Raw genomic sequence first — 18,744 nt, forward strand, 5'->3', positions numbered from 1 at the left:
GCTAGCTGCTTTCCTTGCCCTCAATGAGGGCCAAAATGCGCTCGAAATCTTCCTGGTCGCCGAATTCGACGACCATCTTGCCCTTGCGCTTGCCCATGGTGACGGTGACCTTGGTATCAAAGCGATCGGCCAGACGCTCAGCGGAATCGGTAAAGAACTGCGGCTGCGGGGCGGCAGGCTTCTTGCTTGGCTCGGCCGGCTTGCCGTCGCGCTTGTATAGGGTGACGGCTTCCTCCGTGGCGCGCACGGACAGGCCCTCAGCCACGATGCGGTTAGCAATGAGCTCCATGGCCTCGGCATCCGGCAGACCCAGCAGCGCGCGGGCATGGCCACCGGACAAGGTGCCTGCGGCGACGCGCTTCTGCACGTTGACCGGCAGCTTGAGCAGGCGAATCATGTTGGTGACCTGCGGGCGGGAGCGGCCGATGCGATCAGCCAACTCGTTCTGGGTCACGCCGAATTCCTCCAGCAGCTGCTGGTAGGCGTGGGCCTCTTCCAGCGGGTTGAGCTGCACGCGGTGGATGTTCTCCAGAAGCGCATCCCGCAGCAGATCATCATCCTTGGTATCGCGCACAATGGCCGGGATGGTGGCCAGGCCCGCCTTGGAGGAGGCGCGCCAGCGGCGCTCACCCATGATGAGCTCGAAGCCGCCCTCCTCGGCGGGGCGCACAACGACCGGTTGCAGCAGGCCGAACTCCTTGATCGAGTGGACCAGCTCCGCCAGCTCATCTTCGTCGAAGACAGAACGCGGCTGCTTCGGGTTCGGCATGATGTCCCCGACGGAGATCTCGCGGTACGTCGCGCCAATCACCGAAGGTTTCGCCTGCCGCTTCTTCGAGCCAGTGGACTGCTGGATGGTCGGCGCACCCTGCACCCTTTTCGTGCCGCCATCCTTAGGAGTGCCGGCGGATGCGCCGAGAATAATGTCAGCCGCCGAATCCCCGAGGCGCGGCTTGCGGGAGGGAGCACCCGGGCCAGACGGAATGAGCGCGGCCAGGCCCTTACCCAGGCCGCCTTGGCGCTGCTCCGGCTTCTGGTCTGCCTTCTTATCTGCCACGATGTCCTATCCTTCCAATTCCGCGAAAATCTCTGGGCTCACGCCGATGGCACCCGTGGTGGGGTGCGGCGTGTAGTCTCCGCGCTTGTCCAGCTCGCGTGCGGCGGCGGAGTAGGCGCGGGCGCCTGTCGACGACGGGTCATAAGCGATAACCGTCTTACCATAGCCCGGCGCCTCCGAAACGCGCACGGAACGCGGGATGACGTTGCCCAAAACGACGGCGCCGAATTGCTCACGCACCTCATTGGCCACCTGCTCAGCCAGCTTGGTGCGGGCATCGAACATGGTGAGCAGCACGCCGGAGATGTGAAGGTCTTCGTTGAGGTGCTCCCGAATCATGGAAATATTGCCCAGCAACTGGCCCACGCCCTCCAGCGCGTAGTACTCGCACTGGATGGGGATGATGACTTCCTCCGCACACGTCATCGCATTGATGGTGAGCAGGCCCAGGGAGGGCGGGCAGTCGATGAAGACGTAGTCGAAGCCGTGCTCCTCAAGAAAACCGTTGTGCAGGGCGTCATAAAGGCGGAACTCGCGGCGGACCAGAGAAACCATTTCGATCTCAGCGCCGGCCAGATCAATGGTGGCCGGGATGCAGTAGAGGTTCTCATCGTCGGGGCAGTGCTGCATTGCTTCGTCCGCGCTGCAGTCACCCAAAAGGACCTCATAGCTGGATTTGGTGCCGGAGGTATGCTCCGCGCCTACCGCGGTGGAGGCGTTGCCCTGCGGGTCCAAGTCGATCACCAAGACCTTCTTGCCGGCCTCAGCGAGCGCGGCGGCAAGGTTGACGGCGGAGGTGGTTTTACCCACGCCACCCTTCTGGTTCGCGATGGTGATAAGACGAGGATGAGTCATGCCGTCTACTTTAGTTCACGCGCGGGACACGGATAATCGTGGTGCCGTGGATGGTCATGACCTCGGCTTTTCCGCCACCCGCGCGCTTGATATCGGCAGCGTCGCGCTCCAGCTCCTCATGGACTGAGGAGCCCTTGAGAGCGATCATCTCGCCGCCTTTACACACCAGCGGCAAGGACCACTTGGCCAGCTTGCCCAGCGGGGCCACCGCGCGGGAGGTCACGATGTCGGCGCCCTGCACCTGCTTTTTCACGGGGCCTTCCTCGGCGCGGCCGCGGATGACGGTGACGTTATCCAGACCCAGCAGGTCGACGACCTCGTTGAGGTAGGTCGAGCGCTTGAGCAACGGCTCGATGAGAGTGATCTTCAGGTCAGGGCGCGCGATGGCAAGCGGGATGCCGGGCAGGCCGGCGCCACTGCCGACGTCGATAAGCGTAGCGTTCTGCGGCATGACCTCGGCGACCACGGCGCAGTTAATGAGGTGGCGCTCCCACAGGCGCGGAACCTCGCGGGGGCCGATAAAACCACGAGTGGACCCGTCCGTAGCGAGCGAATCGTGATACTTCTGCGCGAGCGGCAGACGCGATCCGAAGACGTCAGACGGGTCCAGTGGCACAGTGTCGGACACAGATTCAGTCACTGTGAAAACTCCTGGGTTAATTTCTAGTTATTGTTCTTACGGCGCTGCTTCTTGGAGCGATTGTCCTTCTTGCGTGCACCCGGCTTCGGCGCGGAGGTGCGCTTGAGCTCAGCCTTGGCGGCTGCCTCTTCTTCTTCCTCGCGGTCCATCTTGGCGTAGACGATGCGAGTCTGGAAGAAGGTCCACACGGTGTTAGCCAGCATGTAGAAGAGCAGACCGATGGGCCAAATGAAGCCGGAGAAGACCAGCATGGCCGGCATGAACCACAGCATCATCTTGTTCATCATGGCCATCTGCTGCTGCATCATTTCCGCGTTCTGGCCCTGCGGGGTAGCGGTCTTGCCGGCGGCGCGGCGTGCCTCCTGGCGGTTGAGGGACATGCGGGCGTTGAAGTGCGTGAGCACCGCAATGATGGCGATGAGCGGCACGATAATAACGGCCGCCTGCATGGTGGTGGTCTCCTTAACGATCTCCAAACCGGAGTTCAGGCTCAGATTAGCCACCAGCGGCACGCCAAAGATCTTCGCGTCCACGAACTGCTTCACCAGCTCGGGCTTGAAGATGTAGTTGGCGATGGATGCGTTCATTTCCTCTGACATCGCCTCACCGGCCGGGTGCCCGATGCCACCGGCGACGGCCACGGTGCGGTCGAAGGAGCGCAGCACGTGGAAGAGACCAATGAACATGGGGATCTGCGCGAACATGGGCAGGCAGCCCGCCACGGGGCGGACGCCAGCTTCCTTGTAGATGCGCTGCATCTCCTGCGCCGCCTTGGTTTGGTCATTGGCGTACTTGGTGCGCAGTTCCTGAATTTGCGGCTGGATCTCCTGCATCTTGCGTGAAGAGCGCAGCTGCGTGATGGTCGGCTTGACCATGATGGCCTTGAGCGTCCACGTCAGCAGGACGATGGCGATGATCCAGGTCCCGCCCCATGCGGAATCAAGAACGAAGCTCAAGAGCCAATGCCAGAACCACAAGACGGCTGAAATTGGCCAATAGATGAAATTAAGCACGAGAGTTGTTTACCTCAGTTGTTGTTTGGTCGGTACCGGATCAAACCCACCCGGGTGCCAGGGACCGCACTTGCATAACCTGGCGAGCGCCATGCCCGTTCCCTTGAAGGCTCCATGGATGGAGATGGCTTCGAGGGCATAGGCACTGCACGTCGGTTCAAAACGACAGGTGGAGACCATCTTAAGGCCTGACACATGCTTTTGGTAGAAGCGCACCCCGTAAACCAAGACCCTGCCGAACCCGCGGGCTTCGGGGATCTCTTGGCCTTGGGAGTTCAGATATCCCATGTGCTTAACGCTTTGCGGATATCACGCTCAAGACGCTGGCTGGTGGCCTCGCTGCTGGCGGGCAGCGCACGAATAACGATGTCGACATTGGCGGGTAAAGCTTTCCCGTTGACTCCATCGCGCATGAGCGACATGCACACATGACGAAGCCGCCGGGAGGTGCGGTGGCGAACCACGGCATTCCCGACGGCTTTCGACACAATGAGGCCGAACCGCGGCCCAGTGGCCGCGATGTCGTCTTCACCGTCATTAAAGCGCAAATGCACGACGGCAGTGCGCGTGCCCGCCCGGCGCCCGCCCTTGATGGTCCGCCGAAACTGCCTCGGGGACGTGAGCTTGTGCTGGGCTGGAAGCATGAATTAAGCGGTGAGCTTAGCGCGACCCTTCTTGCGACGAGCGGCGACGATAGCGCGGCCGGCGCGGGTGCTCATGCGGGTACGGAAGCCGTGCTTGCGAGCGCGACGACGGTTGTTCGGCTGGAAGGTACGCTTACCCTTTGCCACGATTAACTCCTTGAAGTTGTTGGTGGATGGCACAGCCCAGCGCCAACGGCGCTCAGGCTTAAACATCCACTGATGAATGGTGTACGTGGGGATGAGGCTTCGCACTTGAAGCGCCATGAGGCGTGGCGAGGCATTCCCACATGCAACATGTGCACCATGCACTGTTGCGATAGACCATCACAGGTTACGTGACAGGTAGCGCGCTAAACAAATCGACACACTGGGTGTCCCCGAAATTACAAGGATGTTTTTATCCGCAGCTAGAGCGCCACTTTTCACCCACATGCTGCGCGGTCAATGCCTCCTCGCACCGACCGTGGCACGGACGAGCCGCGGTCGCGCCAGGCGTGCAAAGAAGTGCGTTAGACAGCATCCCCATAACGCGGTACAACTGAGGAATCTAATTCCACAGCCGCCCACAGGGTGTGGATAACTCTCAATCATAACTTGAGACTTTTGCTATTTGCGCAGGTCAACTGCATTAAGGAGCCGATGTAAAGTTATCCACAGCCATGAGATAGGCTGTGGATAAACCACCTATTCACACCTGTGGATAACTTTGTGGAATCCGAGGTTACACGCTAAAACATCGTGTGGAATCCCCGGTGGAAATCACAAGAAATTGGAATTTCCGCACCACCGTCTCTTCCTCATCCGTCCATCCGTCCCCGATCCAACCCACAGTCACGCAGTACATACTGCGGCCCTGAAGCCTCTCCTTCAGACACGTAAGTAGCTGTGGCCGGCCTCATCCGCCGGCACCGCGTGGCCGTGAAGCACACAGAAGGTAGGCGTTTTGTCTGATCCGCAAGCAGCCCTAAGGGCCAGCTGGAAAGCTGTGGTCAGTGATTTGCTGGCACAGTCCGAACAACCGAACTCGGACGTTCCCAACTTCACCCACAGCCAACGCCTCAACCTCCAGCTCGTAGAGCCCATCATGATCGGGGATGGCTACGCGTTGATTGCCGCCCCGCACGAGAATGCCAAGAGTGTTATTGAGGCTGAGCTGGGAGAGTACATCACCCGCGCTCTGTCGCAGCACATGGGCCGGCCGTGTTCCTTGGCTGTGACCATTGCCGCGCCCCCGCAGCCTGCTCCACAGGAAGAGCCCGAAGCTCCCGCACCCCAACGCCCCATTCAGACCGAGGCGCCGGAGTACGGCATGGGCCACCAGGCTCAGTCTTTCCAGCAAGCCATGCCGCCCACGCCACCGACCCAGCCGGCCCAACCCGCTCCGCCCGCTCATCATCAGCCGCGCTCATGGGATGCCGCGCATTCCCCGGCCAGCCTGGATGAGTTAGCGCAGCACTACAGTGAGCAGCAGAGCACCGCTCCCAGCGGCTACCCGGACTACTCGGAGGCAGCCGGCGCGCGCATTCCGCGCGAGGAACCCGCGCATAACCCGAACCACGAAAAGTCTCTCAACCCGAAACACACTTTTGAGAACTTCGTCATCGGTTCCTCCAACCGTTTTGCCAACGGTGCCGCCGTGGCGGTGGCGGAAAACCCCGCCCGCGCCTATAACCCACTGTTCATTTGGGGCGGCTCCGGGCTGGGCAAGACGCACCTGTTGCACGCGGCCGGAAATTACGCCCAGGTCCTGCACCCGGGCCTGCGGGTGAAATATGTGTCCTCGGAGGAATTCACCAACGATTACATCAACTCGCTACGCGATGACCGCCAAGAGTCCTTCAAGCGCCGCTACCGCAACTTGGACATCCTCATGGTCGATGACATCCAGTTCTTGGAAGGCAAGGAGTCCACGCAGGAAGAGTTCTTCCACACCTTCAATGCGCTGCACCAGGCCAATAAGCAGATCATTTTGTCCTCCGACCGCCCGCCGAAGCAGCTGACCACCCTGGAGGATCGCCTCCGCACCCGCTTTGAGGGTGGTCTGATTACGGATATTCAGCCGCCAGACCTGGAGACCCGCATCGCCATCCTCATGAAGAAAGCTTCTGCGGACGGCACAGACGTCGATCGCTCGGTCCTCGAGCTCATCGCCTCCCGCTTCGAATCCTCAATTCGCGAGCTGGAAGGTGCGCTCATCCGTGTGTCTGCTTACTCTTCCTTGGTCAATGAGCCGATCAGCCTAGAGATGGCGGAGATTGCCCTGCACGATTTGGCCCCGGATTCCGCGGATCGCCAGATCACCGCGGCGGCCATCATCGAGGTCACGGCGGACTACTTCAACATCGACGTGGACACCCTGCGCGGTTCCGGGAAGAAGCGCGCCGTTGCCCACGCCCGCCAGCTGGCGATGTACCTGTGCCGCGAGCTCACCGAGCTGTCCCTGCCGAAGATCGGTGATCAGTTCGGCGGCAAGGACCACACCACCGTCATCTATGCCGACCGCAAGATCCGCAAGGAAATGACAGAAAACCGCAACACCTACGACGAGATCCAGGCGCTGACCCAGCGCGTGAAGAACCACAACCAGCGTTAGCACCACGCAGCGCTTGGCGACGTCCCCTCCCACCCCGCACAACCTCCGCGCGGGCGTGGGCCGGGGCGTCTTTTTGATCGGTGAAGACTTATCCACATAGTTATTCACAGCTGTGTAATTTCACTGTTGTAATTTGTAGATCCTCGTCACGTTTTCTTCTTCCACAGCAGATCAGCAGCCTCTTCAGCCTTGTGAGCAACCCTGTGATCAGCGGCGATAGATCTGGGGATGGATTGTGGATAACTTCGGCCCCGACCGAGTTACTCACATTTCTTGTCATTTGATCACAGTGATCCCACACCCTCACTCACAGATCGGTTCGCGGCTGAGAGCTTGGCCTTTGCTGGGTTGTCCACAGATCCCACAGCGCTTATTACTACTCCTATTTTGTTTTCTCCCTAACTAAGAAGAAAAAGGATGTGTGTGATTCGCCGGCGCCCAGCCTGGCCGCACGGTCTCATCGAGGGCCGAAGAGGCGAATGACAAAACTCCTGTGGTTCGGTGCTGATCCTGTAAGTTGGAGTGAGCTTGCAAGAATCTTCCATCCGGAACTAGAGGAGCGTCTCACCATCATGGAGCAGTCCGTGTCATTTCGCGTTGCCAAAGATGATCTCGCTAACGCCGTAGCGTGGGTCGCGCGCAGCCTTCCTTCGAAGGTCACCCAACCAGTACTGCGCGCCATGCTGATCACCGCGGATGACAATGGTTTGGAATTCACGGGCTTCGACTACGAGGTGTCGACTCGCGTGCGCATCGCCGGCATGGTGGATGAGCCGGGACGTATCGCGGTGGCCGGTAAGTTGCTCTCTGACATCGTCGCTTCCTTGCCCAACAAGGAAATTGAGATGACGCAGGAGGACAACAAGGTTCTCTTGGTTTGTGGTTCCTCCCGCTTCGAGCTGCCGCTCATCCCGCTGGATGATTACCCGCAGTTGCCGGTCCTTCCGGAGGTCACCGGCACGATCAACCCGCAGCTTTTCGTGGAAGCCATCAGCCAAGTTGTCGCCGCTGCCGGCAAGGATGACACCCTGCCCATGCTCACCGGCGTGCACATCGATATCAATGGCTCCCACGTGCAGATGACGGCGACGGACCGCTTCCGCCTGGCCATGCGCACCTTCGAGTGGGATCCGGTATCCCCCGACGTGGAGGCCAAGCTCCTCGTCCCGGCAAAGACGCTGCAGGAGACCGGCCGCTCCCTCGACACACACCTCAACATCCCGGTGGAGATCGCCGTAGGCACGGGTGAGAACATCGCTGCGGAAGGTTTATTCGGCCTGCATGCCGATAACCGCGAGACCACCACGCGCATGCTCGATGCAGATTTCCCGAATGTGGCACCCCTGCTGCCGAAGACCCACACGGCCATGGCCAGCATTGAGGTCGCACCGCTGCAGGAAGCCATCCGCCGCGTATCCCTGCTGACGGACCGCAACGCTCAGATCCGCATGGAGTTCAGCGAAGGTGAAGTGACCTTGGCCGCCGGCGCCGATTCCGGCCGCGCAAGCGAGTCCCTGCCCTGTGCTTTCAACGGCCGCGACAACTTCGTCATTGCGTTTAACCCGTCCTACCTCAAGGATGGTTTGGCCGTGGTCCACACGGACCGCGTGGTCTTCGGCTTTACCGAGCCCTCGCGCCCGGCGATTATGATTCCGGAGCCGGAGGAGCTGCCGGAGGCCAACGAGGATGGCTCTTTCCCCACCCCGGAGACTGACTTCACCTACCTGCTGATGCCAGTGCGCTTGCCGGGCTAGGCCATATGTTTATTCGCGATCTCGATGTCAGGGACTTTCGCTCCTGGCCCGAGCTCACTCTCAGGCTGCAACCGGGGATTACCCTTTTTATCGGCCGCAACGGTTTTGGCAAGACCAATATCGTCGAAGCCATCGGCTATGTTGCCCACCTGTCCTCGCACCGCGTCGCCCACGACGCCCCCCTCGTGCGCCACGGCGCAACCAACGCCCGCATTTCCGCCACGGCGGTCAACCAGGGGCGCGAGCTCACCGCGCACCTGCTCATCAAACCCCATGCAGCTAACCAAGCGCAGATCAACCGCACGCGCCTGAAATCCCCGCGGGAGCTGCTCGGCGTGGTGCAAACCGTGCTCTTTTCCCCGGAGGATTTATCTCTCGTGCGGGGCGAACCGGCAACGCGCCGCCAGTATTTGGATGACATCATTGCCTCCCGCACTCCGCGCCTGGCGGGTATCAAGGCCGACTATGACAAGGTGCTCAAGCAGCGCAACGCGCTGTTGAAGTCGGCGTCACCGAGCCTGCGCCGCGGCTACAACGACAGCGACGGCGCCTCAGCGCTGGCAACCCTCGACGTGTGGGATACGCAGTTGTCTTCGCTCGGCGCGAAGGTGATCCAGGCACGCCTGGCGCTTGTCGACGAACTCCGCGAGCTCATCCCCGCCGCCTATGCCGGCCTGGCCCCGGAATCGCGCCCGGCGGCCATCGAGTACAAGTCCACGGTGGATACCTCCGACCGCGAGGTTATCGAGGCCATGATGCTCACCGAGCTAGCAAATAAACGCCAGCGCGAGATCGAGCGTGGCATCTCGCTCGTTGGCCCGCACCGCGATGACCTTGTGCTCAACCTGGGGACGAGTCCCGCTAAGGGCTTTGCCAGCCACGGTGAGACTTGGTCTTATGCCATCTCCTTGCGCCTAGCGGAGTTCAACCTGCTGCGCCAGGATGGCACTGATCCGATCCTCATCCTCGACGATGTCTTCGCTGAACTCGATGCCAAGCGCCGCGAGAAGCTCGTCCATCTCGCCGCAGGTGCGGAACAGGTACTCATCACCGCGGCGGTGGATGAGGATTTGCCCGGCAACCTGCAGCCCATTGAGCGCTTCACCGTCAGCGTGCGCGATACCGACGAGGGCCGGGTATCAGAGGTCGCACCGTACGATGCGGGCGGTGAAAGCGATGACTGAGCAGGAATTTGATCCGGTCAAAGCGCTCTTTGAGCGCACGCGGAGTAATTCCAAGAACCCGCCGAAGTTCAATAAACCGGCCCCCAAGATGAACCTGGCGCCAACGTCACAAGAACAGCAGCCGAAGCCTTTTCGGCGCGGGCGGCCGAGTGGACCCGACGGTCGCCGCCGGCGCCGGAGCCTCGACATCCCTAGCCTGGGCGCGCAGATCCAACGCGAGATTGGCAAGCGCGGCTGGGAGCACGAATTAGCTCATGGCTGGGTCATGGGCAATTGGGAAAACCTCGTGGGTGAACGCATCGCCGCGCATACTCAGCCGCTGAACATCAAGGAGCAGGTTGTTTACGTGGCGTGCGATTCCTCCAGCTGGGCCACTGAGCTGCGCTACCTGCAGCGGCCCATCTTGCAAAAGATCGCCGACCGCCTGGGCCCGGACGTGGTGGTTAAGCTCCACATTCAGGGCCCCAAGCAGCACCGCAACTATGAGGGCCGCCAATGGGTCAAGCCGCAAGGTTCACAGGATACGTACGGCTGATCGGGGCGATCGCGAAATTCACGCAAATTTGGGGCTCTCACGGGCGTGCAGTGTCCTCGCGTGGGGGGACACAGTGTAGAATGGCTAAAGTCTTAGATTTAGCTCTAGCCAAAAGGAGTACACGAATCCGTGGCTGAACAACACGCATATGATGCGGGGTCAATTACGATTCTGGAGGGCCTTGAGGCCGTCCGTAAGCGCCCCGGTATGTACATCGGTTCCACCGGTGCCCGCGGCCTGCACCACCTGATCTGGGAGATCGTCGACAACTCCGTCGATGAGGCAATGGCGGGCTATGCCGACAAGGTCATTGTCACCCTCCGTGAGGACGGGGGCATCGAGGTTATCGATAACGGCCGTGGTATCCCGGTCGAAATGCACGCCTCCGGTATCCCTACCGTCCAGGTGGTTATGACCCAGCTGCATGCCGGCGGTAAGTTCGACTCTGAATCTTATGCCGTATCCGGTGGTCTCCACGGCGTGGGTATCTCTGTGGTCAACGCCCTGTCCACCCGTGTCGAAGCGGACATCAAGCGCAATGGAAAGCACTGGTACCAGAACTTCAACAACGCTATTCCCGAGGAACTCGTTGAAGGCGATAATGCTCGCGGTACCGGCTCCACCATCCGCTTCTGGCCGGATCCGGAGATCTTCGAAACCGTTGAGTTTAACTACGACACCATCGCTCGCCGCCTGCAGGAGATGGCCTTCCTGAACAAGGGCCTGACCATTGTGCTGCGTGACGAGCGCGCGATCTCCAAGGAGCAGGCCGAGCTTGAAGAGATCGCCGAGGCAGGCGACGCTGCCGTCAGCCTGAGTTCCCTCGATGATAAGGATAAGTCCGCCAAGGAGGGTGAGGACGGCGAGGACAAGACTTCTAAGAAGAAGAAGGAAGTCACTTACCACTACCCAAATGGCCTGCAGGACTACGTTGAGCACCTCAACAAGAACAAGACCTCCATTCACCCCACCATCGTTGCCTTCGACGCCAAGGGTGAGGACCACGAGGTCGAAATCGCTCTACAGTGGAACCAGGGCTACAAGGAATCCGTCCATACTTTTGCCAACACCATCAACACCCATGAAGGTGGTACGCACGAGGAAGGCTTCCGCGCAGCGCTGACCACCTTGATGAACCGCTACGCCAAGGAGCACAAGCTCCTCAAGGAAAAGGACGGCAACCTCTCCGGTGAAGACTGCCGTGAAGGCCTTGCTGCCGTTATTTCCGTGAAGGTAGCGGATCCGCAGTTCGAGGGCCAGACCAAGACCAAGCTCGGTAACTCTGAGATCCGCGGCTTTGTCCAGCGCTCCGTCAACGAGCATCTCAACGATTGGTTCGACGCTAACCCGGCTGAGGCCAAGGTCATTATCAACAAGGCCGTGTCCTCCGCGCACGCCCGCGTAGCCGCGCGTAAGGCACGTGAGCTGGTTCGCCGCAAGTCAGCCGGCGACCTCGGCGGCCTGCCCGGCAAGCTGGCGGATTGCCGCTCCAAGGATTCGAAGCTTTCTGAGCTTTACATCGTGGAGGGTGACTCCGCAGGTGGTTCCGCGAAGGGCGGCCGCGATTCCATGTTCCAGGCCATCCTGCCGCTGCGCGGTAAGATCCTCAACGTGGAAAAGGCCCGCATGGACAAGGTTCTCAAGAACGCTGAGGTCCAGGCCATCATCACCGCTCTGGGCACCGGTATCCACGAAGAATTCGACATTTCGAAGCTGCGCTACGACAAGATCGTGCTCATGGCCGATGCCGACGTGGACGGCCAGCACATCGCCACGCTGCTTCTGACCCTGCTTTTCCGCTTCATGCCGCAGCTGGTCGAGGATGGTCACGTCTACCTGGCGAATCCGCCGCTGTACAAGCTGAAGTGGGCCAAGGGCCAACCGGGCTACGCCTTCTCCGATGCTGAGCGCGACAAGCTGCTGGCTGAGGGCCTGGAAGAGGGCCGCAAAATCAACAAGGACGACGGCATCCAGCGCTACAAGGGTCTGGGTGAGATGAACGCTGCCGAGCTGTGGGAAACCACCTTGGATCCGACCACCCGCGTCCTGCGCCGCGTGGATCTGGAAGATGCGCAGCGCGCCGATGAGCTCTTCTCCATCCTGATGGGTGATGACGTGGCCGCTCGCCGCTCCTTCATTACCCGCCGTGCGAAGGACGTTCGCTTCCTCGACGTCTAAGGCATCTCAGAGCACGAGCCCACAGGGGAACAAGAGAAAGCAAGAAAAAGACCAGCCCTCAGAAAGAGGTGCTGGTCTTTTGTTCTTCGGGGCCTGGGCCCGGATAGCTAATCCACTTATACGGTATCCATGTGGCGCTGCAGAACGCGGCCGATGGTCGCCACGTGGGGTTCCACAATGGACGAGGCCTTGCCGCGCAGGGACTTGTAGGTGCGCGCAATGCCGGGGGCTTTAATGTCTTCGGCGGAATTATCAGCTGCAGACATAAGGGCCTCTGTAACTTCGCCGCTGCGCCCGTCGAGGTAGGTGCCAAAATCGGACTGCTCAGAGCCTTCAAATTCCTTCCAGTAGGAATCCAGGCTGTTGAGCAGCTCCGGCAGCATCTGGTTGATTCCCTTCGACAGAACCTTGGAGTCCGCCTTCTTTGCGGCCACCAAGGCGCCTTTGAAGGCCATGCCGGTGATACCGGTGAGGGATGCTACGGCATCGTCTGCTGCTGTGGACAAGTCCGCCACCACGGCGTTGCGGGTAGGGGACTGGAGGAGTTGGGAGAGGTTTGTCATACAGGCGAGCTTACTGTGCCGGGGCGCTGGAGCCTGCCTTGAGCGCGGCAAGCTGGTCAGCAATCTCCGGGAAACCATTGGTGCGGGCGAGGCGCTCGAGGTCGAAGTCGAGCCCACCTTCGTAAAGACGGTTGTGCTCGGAAGAACCTGAGGAGCCTGCCATGCCGATTTGGGCGGCGAACTCGTCTGCCTGAGCGCGCAGAGCTGGGTTGTTGTCCACGACGAGCTTGAGCAGCGCCATCGCAGCAGCGATGGAACCGCCGATGATGAGCGTCATGTCGATGGGCGTGGAGCCAGTCAGGGAGGAGCCGGCTTCGCCCTGCTCGAAGTCGGGGTTGACGTTCTTCTTCCAGGAATCGTCTGCGGTCTCAGCGCTCGCGGCGGGGGCGATGGCAGTGGTGAGGGTGGTGGCCACAACGCTGGCAGCGAGGAACTTCTTCAAAGACACAGAGGACATAGGGGATTCCTTTCTCGAAAGATAGGGGAGGGAGACTTCCTTATCTTGTTTAACTTACATAACTTCTGCAACAGAAAGATAGACCTGCGCGCACAATCGCGCGAATTCTTCATTCTTTCCATTCAGCGCGGGCACTGAGCGCAAGACCGTCTCCAGCGAGTGTGCCGCTGCAGCGCGGCTGCCGTGCACGGCAATTCCCTCGATGCTCGCCGTGCTCGCGGCGGCGGCAGCGGCTAGGGCGGCGAAGTTGGTTATCCGCACGCGATATACCCGGCAAAACTCCCGCGCGATCACAACCAGTTGCTCAACACTCATTTGCGCGAGCCCCGGGCTTGGCGGATTTCCGCCTCCAACTCCGAACGTCCGGGCAGCAGCCGGCGTGCGGTGTCCTGTACCTCAGCATCCGACAAGGTCCGTGCGGCCGCCGCGACGACGGCGCGGACCACCGCCTCGTGCTTGGAAGTACCTTGCGCAGAAGCCAACAAGGTCAGCGCGTGGTCTTGCTCTGGGGTCAGGCGCAGTGTCATAGCCATGGTAGAAATGGTATCACTGTGATACCACTGCCGCGCCAGAAACCGTCTCAGACAGCCCTAAACGGTAAGATAGGGCCTCATGAGTGATAACAACGGTGATCTTTTCGATCGCATCCAACCAATTGACATCAATGAGGAGATGGAGTCGAGCTACATCGACTACGCCATGTCCGTCATCGTCGGCCGCGCCCTGCCAGAGGTGCGCGACGGCCTCAAGCCGGTTCACCGCCGCATCCTTTACGCCATGTATGACTCCGGCTACCGGCCGGACCGTGGCTACGTAAAGTCCGCCCGCCCGGTCTCGGACACGATGGGCCAGTTCCACCCGCACGGTGACGTTGCTATCTACGACACCCTCGTGCGCCTCGCCCAGCCGTGGAACATGCGCTATCCGCTGGTCGACGGCCAAGGTAACTTCGGCTCCCGTGGTAATGACGGCCCGGCAGCTATGCGTTATACGGAGTGCCGCATGACGCCCTTGGCCATGGAGATGGTCCGCGACATCCGCGAAAACACCGTCGACTTCGCCCCGAACTACGACGGTAAGACGCAGGAACCGACCATCCTGCCCTCCCGCGTTCCGAACCTGCTGATGAACGGCTCCGGCGGTATCGCCGTCGGTATGGCCACCAACATTCCGCCGCACAACCTCAACGAGCTGGCGGATGCCATCTACTGGCTGCTTGATAACCCGAATGCTTCTGAGGAAGAAGCCTTGGCAGCCTGCATGGAACGCGTTAAGGGCCCAGATTTCCCCACCGCGGGTCTTATTGTGGGTGACCAGGGCATCAAGGATGCCTACACCACCGGCCGCGGCTCCATCCGTATGCGCGGCGTGACCTCCATTGAGGAGGTGGGCAACCGCCAGACCATCGTTATCACTGAGCTGCCCTACCAGGTCAACCCGGACAACATGATCTCCAATATCGCGGAGTCTGTGGTCAACGGCAAGATCGCCGGCATTGCCAAGATTGAGGATGAGTCCTCCGACCGTGTGGGCATGCGCATCGTTGTCACCCTCAAGCGTGACGCTGTAGCCCGCGTTGTCCTTAATAACCTGTACAAGCATTCCCAGCTGCAGACCTCTTTCGGCGCCAACATGCTTTCCATCGTGGATGGCGTGCCGCGCACCCTGCGCTTGGACCAAATGCTGAGCTACTACGTGGCTCACCAGATCGAGGTCATCGTCCGCCGTACCCAGTTCCGCCTCGATGAGGCCGAGAAGCGCGCCCACATCCTGCGCGGTCTGGTCAAGGCGCTCGACATGCTCGATGAGGTCATCGCGCTCATCCGCCGCTCCCCGACGGTGGAGGAGGCACGCGAGGGCCTGATGCAGCTTCTCGGCGTCGACGAGATCCAGGCCGATGCCATCCTGGCTATGCGTCTGCGTCGCCTGGCTGCCCTGGAGCGCCAGAAGATCATCGATGAGTTGGCCGAGATCGAGGAGATCATCGAGGACCTGAAAGACATCCTCGCTCGCGACGAGCGTCAGCGTCAGATCGTCCACGATGAGCTGGAGGAAATCGTCGAGAAATACGGCGATGAGCGTCGCACCCAGATTGTCGCCGCCTCCGGCGACGTCAGCGATGAGGACCTCATCGCCCGTGAGAACGTCGTGGTTACTATTACCGCTACCGGTTACGCCAAGCGCACCAAGGTGGATGCCTATAAGGCACAGAAGCGCGGCGGCAAGGGCGTGCGCGGCGCGGAGCTCAAGCAGGACGATATTGTGAAGAACTTCTTCGTCTGTTCCACGCACGACTGGATCCTGTTCTTCACCAACTTCGGCCGCGTCTACCGCCTCAAGGCCTACGAACTCCCGGAGGCGGGTCGCACCGCTCGCGGCCAGCACGTGGCCAACCTGCTGGAGTTCCAGCCGGAAGAAAAGATTGCCCAGGTCATTCAGATTCAGTCCTACGAGGACGCTCCATACCTAGTCCTTGCTACCCAGCAGGGCCGCGTGAAGAAGTCCCGCCTGACCGATTACGAGTCCGCACGTTCCGCCGGGCTAATCGCCATCAACCTCAACGAGGGCGATGCGCTCATCGGTGCACAGCTCGTCAACGAAGGCGATGACATCCTGCTCACCTCTGAGCAGGGCCAGGCCATCCGCTTCACTGCGGACGATGACCAGCTGCGCCCGATGGGCCGCGCTACCGCTGGTGTGAAGGGAATGCGCTTCCGCGGCGACGACCAGCTGTTGTCCATGTCTGTGGTCAGCGATGGCCAGTTCCTCTTGGTGGCTACCTCTGGTGGTTACGGCAAGCGCACCGCCATTGAGGAGTACACCCCGCAGGGCCGCGGTGGCCTTGGCGTGATGACCTTCAAGTACACCCCGAAGCGCGGCAAGCTCATTGCAGCAATCTCTGTGGACGAAGACGACGAGATCTTCGCGATTACCTCTGCTGGCGGCGTTGTCCGCACCGAGGTCAACCAGATTCGCCCGAGCTCCCGTGCCACCATGGGCGTGCGCTTGGTTAACTTGGCTGACGATGTCGAGCTGCTGGCCATCGACCGCAATGTGGAGGACGACGGCGAGGAGGACGCCCAGGCAGTGGCCAAGGGTGAAAAGACCGTCGAGGACGTCAAGCCCGAGCACCTCAAGCTTGGAGAGAACTCCAAGCAGGAAAAGGGCGAAGATAAGGACACCGATAAGGACGAGGAGTAACCCATGATTGGACGAGAGCTTCACCTAGCCCGGATTTCGCCCATGTCGGCGTTCCGCGTTGGCTTGGCCATGTCCCTCGTCGGCCTCGTGGCCTGGATCATCGCCGTGTGCCTGCTGTACATCGGCCTTGACCAGGCAGGTATCTGGGATTCCCTCAACAGCCTCGTCGGCGGTGTCGGTGGCGGTTTTGAGGTCTCCTTCGGATTGGTCGTCTCTGCAGCCGCTCTGTTCGGCGCCATTATCGCCGTCCTGATGACGATCTTGGCGCCACTCATGGCTGTTATATATAACGCCATCGTGGACGTCTTCGGTGGATTCAAGATCCGCCTGCAAGATGAGCCGCATCAATAGCGAAACAAAGAGAAGTAAAAACCGCTTCAAATACTGCATATGACCAGGCGATTTGTAATAAATCGCCGGTCCTATGTAGAGTAACTACTCGTTCCGGTCAAGGGCCTATAGCTCAGTCGGTTAGAGCGCATCGCTGATAACGATGAGGTCGCTGGTTCGATTCCAGCTAGGCCCACCACGGAACAATGGGGCATTAGCTCAATTGGTAGAGCATCTGCTTTGCAAGCAGAAGGTCAGGAGTTCGATTCTCCTATGCTCCACAATATAAATACGGAAAGACGCTCAGCGACGAAAACGAAGCTGGGCGTCTTTCCTTTTTCCTCACAAGCCCCACGAAGGCTCATCCAACGGCTTAAGGGACATTTCGTGTGGATTTGCGGCGTGTCGCACTAAGGGACATTTCGTGTGGATTTAGGAGCGTCCGGCCCAGCCTTTTCTTACGCCTAAGCTGGGGTTCCACTCGTTGTCGATGCCGGTGTCGAATGTGGCAGGTCGCCCGTCTGGGTGGCCGCGTCGTTTACGTTCTTCTTTTGCCCAGGCTGCGCGTGCGGCTTTTTCTCCTTGGCGTCCGAAGTCTTGTTGCTTGGCTAACTCCAGTGGCGCTACTGGGTCTTCGGTGTGGGTGTAGAGCCACCAGTCCATGGTGATGCGCTGATGCTCATCGAACATGCCACGATGATTGCCTGCTAAGTCTTTGAGTTGTTTGTTGATGCCGCCTTCTAGCAGGTTTGTGGTGGCTTTTAAATCCTGTGTGACACCTTCAGGCGGGTCAAGGAAGGTAAATAATTGTCCGGCGTGGATGAGTTTTTCCAAACGTTTTAGAGCCCTGCGGGCGTTGCGGTGGGTGTACCACCATTTCTGGTTAGCGCTGACCCATTTCGGTACTTGGCCTGCCGGTATAGCACTGCGGTAGGTGCGCTGTTTAAGCCAATCAGCAAAGGTGATGCGGGTGTGGTGGACTGCAGCAGTAAACCGCGCAGCATCTTCACGGTTGTGTACCTGGACGAGCATGTAGCCCAGTTTCCGGATTGCTTTATGCGCTGGGTGAATCGGGTTGCGGCTGATGTCGGCGAAGGTGTTGCGCTGGACGTGAACTAGGCAGCGCTGGATTCTCACGTCGGGCCATTTAATGCGCAGCGCTTTTAACGCTCCGCCTGCCCCGTCGGTGGTGACGATGAGTGGTTGAGCGATTTTGTCGAGCAGTTTCAGGTACTCGTATGAGCTTTCACGCAAGCACCAGTGCCAGGCGATGACGTGTGTATTGGTGCAGGCGACCAGCAGGCATTTCTTGTGGAAGTAGGTACCGTCGATAAAGACCTGGTCGTAAACCCGATAGGGGTCAGAAGAAGTGGGCACGGTGATAAACCACAAAAGCTTGAACCACCGGGTTAAAGTCCGCCTTGTTACCCCAAGGCGTTTAGCTAAATGGTCTGCGGATTCACCGGAAAGAATCCAGTCAATAAAGATTTTGAAGTGCCGTATCTCGCTGGTGTGTGCGCGGGTATTAATCGATGAACGTTGCACTGAGGACACAGCCAGCGTTGGGTTCCTGCCGCGGTTTTGCCGTTCTTAACCAGTCCGTGCCCGCATATGTCACACGACGGTCGATTCCTATTAGCCATAGGAATTGGCCTTACCGCACCAGCTGCAGTCCCCCTATCACAGACCTAGGACTATCCGGTGTTGATTTCATCGATCGGGCTGTTGGAACCGATCCAA

Annotated in this window: 18 protein-coding genes, 2 tRNA genes and 1 pseudogene; 9 read left to right on the forward strand and 12 right to left on the reverse strand. The window is 60.0% G+C overall.

From position 1 onward, the window contains the following. Position 1: 1 nt before the first annotated feature. The 7 genes from FME68_RS06990 to rpmH are packed head-to-tail and all read right to left on the reverse strand — an operon-like array spanning position 2 to position 4,356. Positions 2-1,057 carry a ParB/RepB/Spo0J family partition protein gene (locus FME68_RS06990; RefSeq protein ID WP_328287756.1) on the reverse strand — a complete coding sequence of 352 codons (1,056 nt, stop codon included), beginning with the start codon at positions 1,055-1,057 and terminating at the stop codon, positions 2-4. Positions 1,058-1,063: 6 nt separating this feature from the next. Beyond that, positions 1,064-1,912, reverse strand: coding sequence for a ParA family protein (locus tag FME68_RS06995; protein WP_046648705.1), 849 nt, complete (start codon positions 1,910-1,912; stop codon positions 1,064-1,066). Between the two features lie 10 nt (positions 1,913-1,922). Continuing rightward, positions 1,923-2,552, reverse strand: coding sequence for a 16S rRNA (guanine(527)-N(7))-methyltransferase RsmG (gene rsmG / locus FME68_RS07000; RefSeq protein WP_328287757.1), 630 nt, complete (start codon positions 2,550-2,552; stop codon positions 1,923-1,925). Positions 2,553-2,575: 23 nt separating this feature from the next. Then, positions 2,576-3,565 (reverse strand): membrane protein insertase YidC, encoded by a 990-nt coding sequence (gene yidC, locus FME68_RS07005; RefSeq protein WP_049155646.1) that lies wholly within the window; start codon positions 3,563-3,565, stop codon positions 2,576-2,578. A 9-nt stretch (positions 3,566-3,574) separates the two neighbouring features. Then, positions 3,575-3,853, reverse strand: coding sequence for a membrane protein insertion efficiency factor YidD (gene yidD / locus FME68_RS07010; protein ID WP_175975006.1), 279 nt, complete (start codon positions 3,851-3,853; stop codon positions 3,575-3,577). Further along, positions 3,841-4,209, reverse strand: a complete 369-nt coding sequence (gene rnpA, locus FME68_RS07015; protein ID WP_046648702.1) for a ribonuclease P protein component — start codon at positions 4,207-4,209, stop codon at positions 3,841-3,843. Before rnpA ends, yidD begins: the two co-directional genes overlap by 13 nt. Before the next feature lie 3 nt (positions 4,210-4,212). Next, the gene (rpmH, locus tag FME68_RS07020) at positions 4,213-4,356 is read right to left on the reverse strand and encodes a 50S ribosomal protein L34 (protein WP_003847033.1); all 144 of its coding nucleotides are present in this window, start codon (positions 4,354-4,356) and stop codon (positions 4,213-4,215) included. 796 nt (positions 4,357-5,152) lie between these two features. On the opposite strand from rpmH, the gene dnaA reads away from it, so the two are divergent. From dnaA to gyrB, 5 genes are all read left to right on the forward strand, one after another. After that, a complete protein-coding gene (gene dnaA / locus FME68_RS07025) occupies positions 5,153-6,802 on the forward strand; it encodes a chromosomal replication initiator protein DnaA (RefSeq protein ID WP_158396869.1) in 1,650 nt (549 codons plus the stop codon). 572 nt (positions 6,803-7,374) lie between these two features. Continuing rightward, a complete protein-coding gene (dnaN, locus tag FME68_RS07030) occupies positions 7,375-8,556 on the forward strand; it encodes a DNA polymerase III subunit beta (RefSeq protein ID WP_046648700.1) in 1,182 nt (393 codons plus the stop codon). Positions 8,557-8,561: 5 nt separating this feature from the next. Further along, complete coding sequence (recF, locus tag FME68_RS07035; RefSeq protein ID WP_158396871.1) at positions 8,562-9,740, forward strand: DNA replication/repair protein RecF; 1,179 nt, start codon at positions 8,562-8,564, stop codon at positions 9,738-9,740. Beyond that, positions 9,733-10,275, forward strand: coding sequence for a DciA family protein (locus tag FME68_RS07040; protein WP_049155655.1), 543 nt, complete (start codon positions 9,733-9,735; stop codon positions 10,273-10,275). The genes recF and FME68_RS07040 overlap by 8 nt, the downstream gene beginning before the upstream one ends. A gap of 129 nt (positions 10,276-10,404) precedes the next feature. Further along, complete coding sequence (gene gyrB, locus FME68_RS07045) at positions 10,405-12,453, forward strand: DNA topoisomerase (ATP-hydrolyzing) subunit B (RefSeq protein ID WP_328287758.1); 2,049 nt, start codon at positions 10,405-10,407, stop codon at positions 12,451-12,453. Positions 12,454-12,569: 116 nt separating this feature from the next. On the opposite strand, the gene FME68_RS07050 is transcribed toward gyrB, so the two are convergent. From FME68_RS07050 to FME68_RS07065, 4 genes are read right to left on the reverse strand one after another with little or no spacing between them, the layout of a single operon-like run. After that, a complete protein-coding gene (locus FME68_RS07050) occupies positions 12,570-13,016 on the reverse strand; it encodes a DUF6918 family protein (protein ID WP_158396873.1) in 447 nt (148 codons plus the stop codon). Between the two features lie 10 nt (positions 13,017-13,026). Next, on the reverse strand, positions 13,027-13,473 hold the full coding sequence (locus FME68_RS07055) for a hypothetical protein (protein ID WP_158396875.1): 447 nt from the start codon (positions 13,471-13,473) through the stop codon (positions 13,027-13,029). 54 nt (positions 13,474-13,527) lie between these two features. Beyond that, positions 13,528-13,788, reverse strand: coding sequence for a cell filamentation protein Fic (locus tag FME68_RS07060; RefSeq protein ID WP_158396877.1), 261 nt, complete (start codon positions 13,786-13,788; stop codon positions 13,528-13,530). Then, positions 13,785-14,006 (reverse strand): CopG family transcriptional regulator, encoded by a 222-nt coding sequence (locus FME68_RS07065; RefSeq protein ID WP_158396879.1) that lies wholly within the window; start codon positions 14,004-14,006, stop codon positions 13,785-13,787. The genes FME68_RS07060 and FME68_RS07065 overlap by 4 nt, the downstream gene beginning before the upstream one ends. 79 nt (positions 14,007-14,085) lie before the next feature. On the opposite strand from FME68_RS07065, the gene gyrA reads away from it, so the two are divergent. The 4 genes from gyrA (at position 14,086) to FME68_RS07085 (ending at position 17,285) form a co-directional block, all read left to right on the forward strand. Beyond that, complete coding sequence (gene gyrA, locus FME68_RS07070; protein ID WP_158396881.1) at positions 14,086-16,674, forward strand: DNA gyrase subunit A; 2,589 nt, start codon at positions 14,086-14,088, stop codon at positions 16,672-16,674. A 3-nt stretch (positions 16,675-16,677) separates the two neighbouring features. After that, the gene (locus FME68_RS07075) at positions 16,678-17,025 is read left to right on the forward strand and encodes a DUF3566 domain-containing protein (RefSeq protein ID WP_070512874.1); all 348 of its coding nucleotides are present in this window, start codon (positions 16,678-16,680) and stop codon (positions 17,023-17,025) included. Positions 17,026-17,126: 101 nt separating this feature from the next. Continuing rightward, positions 17,127-17,203: transfer RNA gene (locus FME68_RS07080), tRNA-Ile, on the forward strand. Positions 17,204-17,212: 9 nt separating this feature from the next. Continuing rightward, positions 17,213-17,285, forward strand: a tRNA-Ala gene (locus tag FME68_RS07085). A gap of 151 nt (positions 17,286-17,436) precedes the next feature. Here the strand turns inward: FME68_RS07085 and FME68_RS07090 are convergent. Further along, positions 17,437-18,647 (reverse strand): annotated as a pseudogene (locus FME68_RS07090) (IS1249 family transposase). Positions 18,648-18,744 lie beyond the last annotated feature (97 nt).

The organism is Corynebacterium hiratae, from assembly GCF_009708045.1.
In the GTDB taxonomy this organism is placed as follows: domain Bacteria; phylum Actinomycetota; class Actinomycetes; order Mycobacteriales; family Mycobacteriaceae; genus Corynebacterium; species Corynebacterium hiratae.

Excerpts from the sequence above, each read along its gene's own strand:
- FME68_RS06995 (WP_046648705.1), bottom strand. The coding sequence starts at position 1,912 with ATGACTCATCCTCGTCTTATCACCATCGCGAACCAGAAGGGTGGCGTG.
- yidD (WP_175975006.1), bottom strand. The coding sequence starts at position 3,853 with ATGGGATATCTGAACTCCCAAGGCCAAGAGATCCCCGAAGCCCGCGGG.
- rnpA (WP_046648702.1), bottom strand. The coding sequence starts at position 4,209 with ATGCTTCCAGCCCAGCACAAGCTCACGTCCCCGAGGCAGTTTCGGCGG.
- dnaN (WP_046648700.1), top strand. The coding sequence starts at position 7,375 with ATGGAGCAGTCCGTGTCATTTCGCGTTGCCAAAGATGATCTCGCTAAC.
- recF (WP_158396871.1), top strand. The coding sequence starts at position 8,562 with ATGTTTATTCGCGATCTCGATGTCAGGGACTTTCGCTCCTGGCCCGAG.
- FME68_RS07040 (WP_049155655.1), top strand. The coding sequence starts at position 9,733 with ATGACTGAGCAGGAATTTGATCCGGTCAAAGCGCTCTTTGAGCGCACG.
- FME68_RS07050 (WP_158396873.1), bottom strand. The coding sequence starts at position 13,016 with ATGACAAACCTCTCCCAACTCCTCCAGTCCCCTACCCGCAACGCCGTG.
- FME68_RS07055 (WP_158396875.1), bottom strand. The coding sequence starts at position 13,473 with ATGTCCTCTGTGTCTTTGAAGAAGTTCCTCGCTGCCAGCGTTGTGGCC.
- FME68_RS07060 (WP_158396877.1), bottom strand. The coding sequence starts at position 13,788 with ATGAGTGTTGAGCAACTGGTTGTGATCGCGCGGGAGTTTTGCCGGGTA.
- FME68_RS07065 (WP_158396879.1), bottom strand. The coding sequence starts at position 14,006 with ATGGCTATGACACTGCGCCTGACCCCAGAGCAAGACCACGCGCTGACC.
- gyrA (WP_158396881.1), top strand. The coding sequence starts at position 14,086 with ATGAGTGATAACAACGGTGATCTTTTCGATCGCATCCAACCAATTGAC.
- FME68_RS07075 (WP_070512874.1), top strand. The coding sequence starts at position 16,678 with ATGATTGGACGAGAGCTTCACCTAGCCCGGATTTCGCCCATGTCGGCG.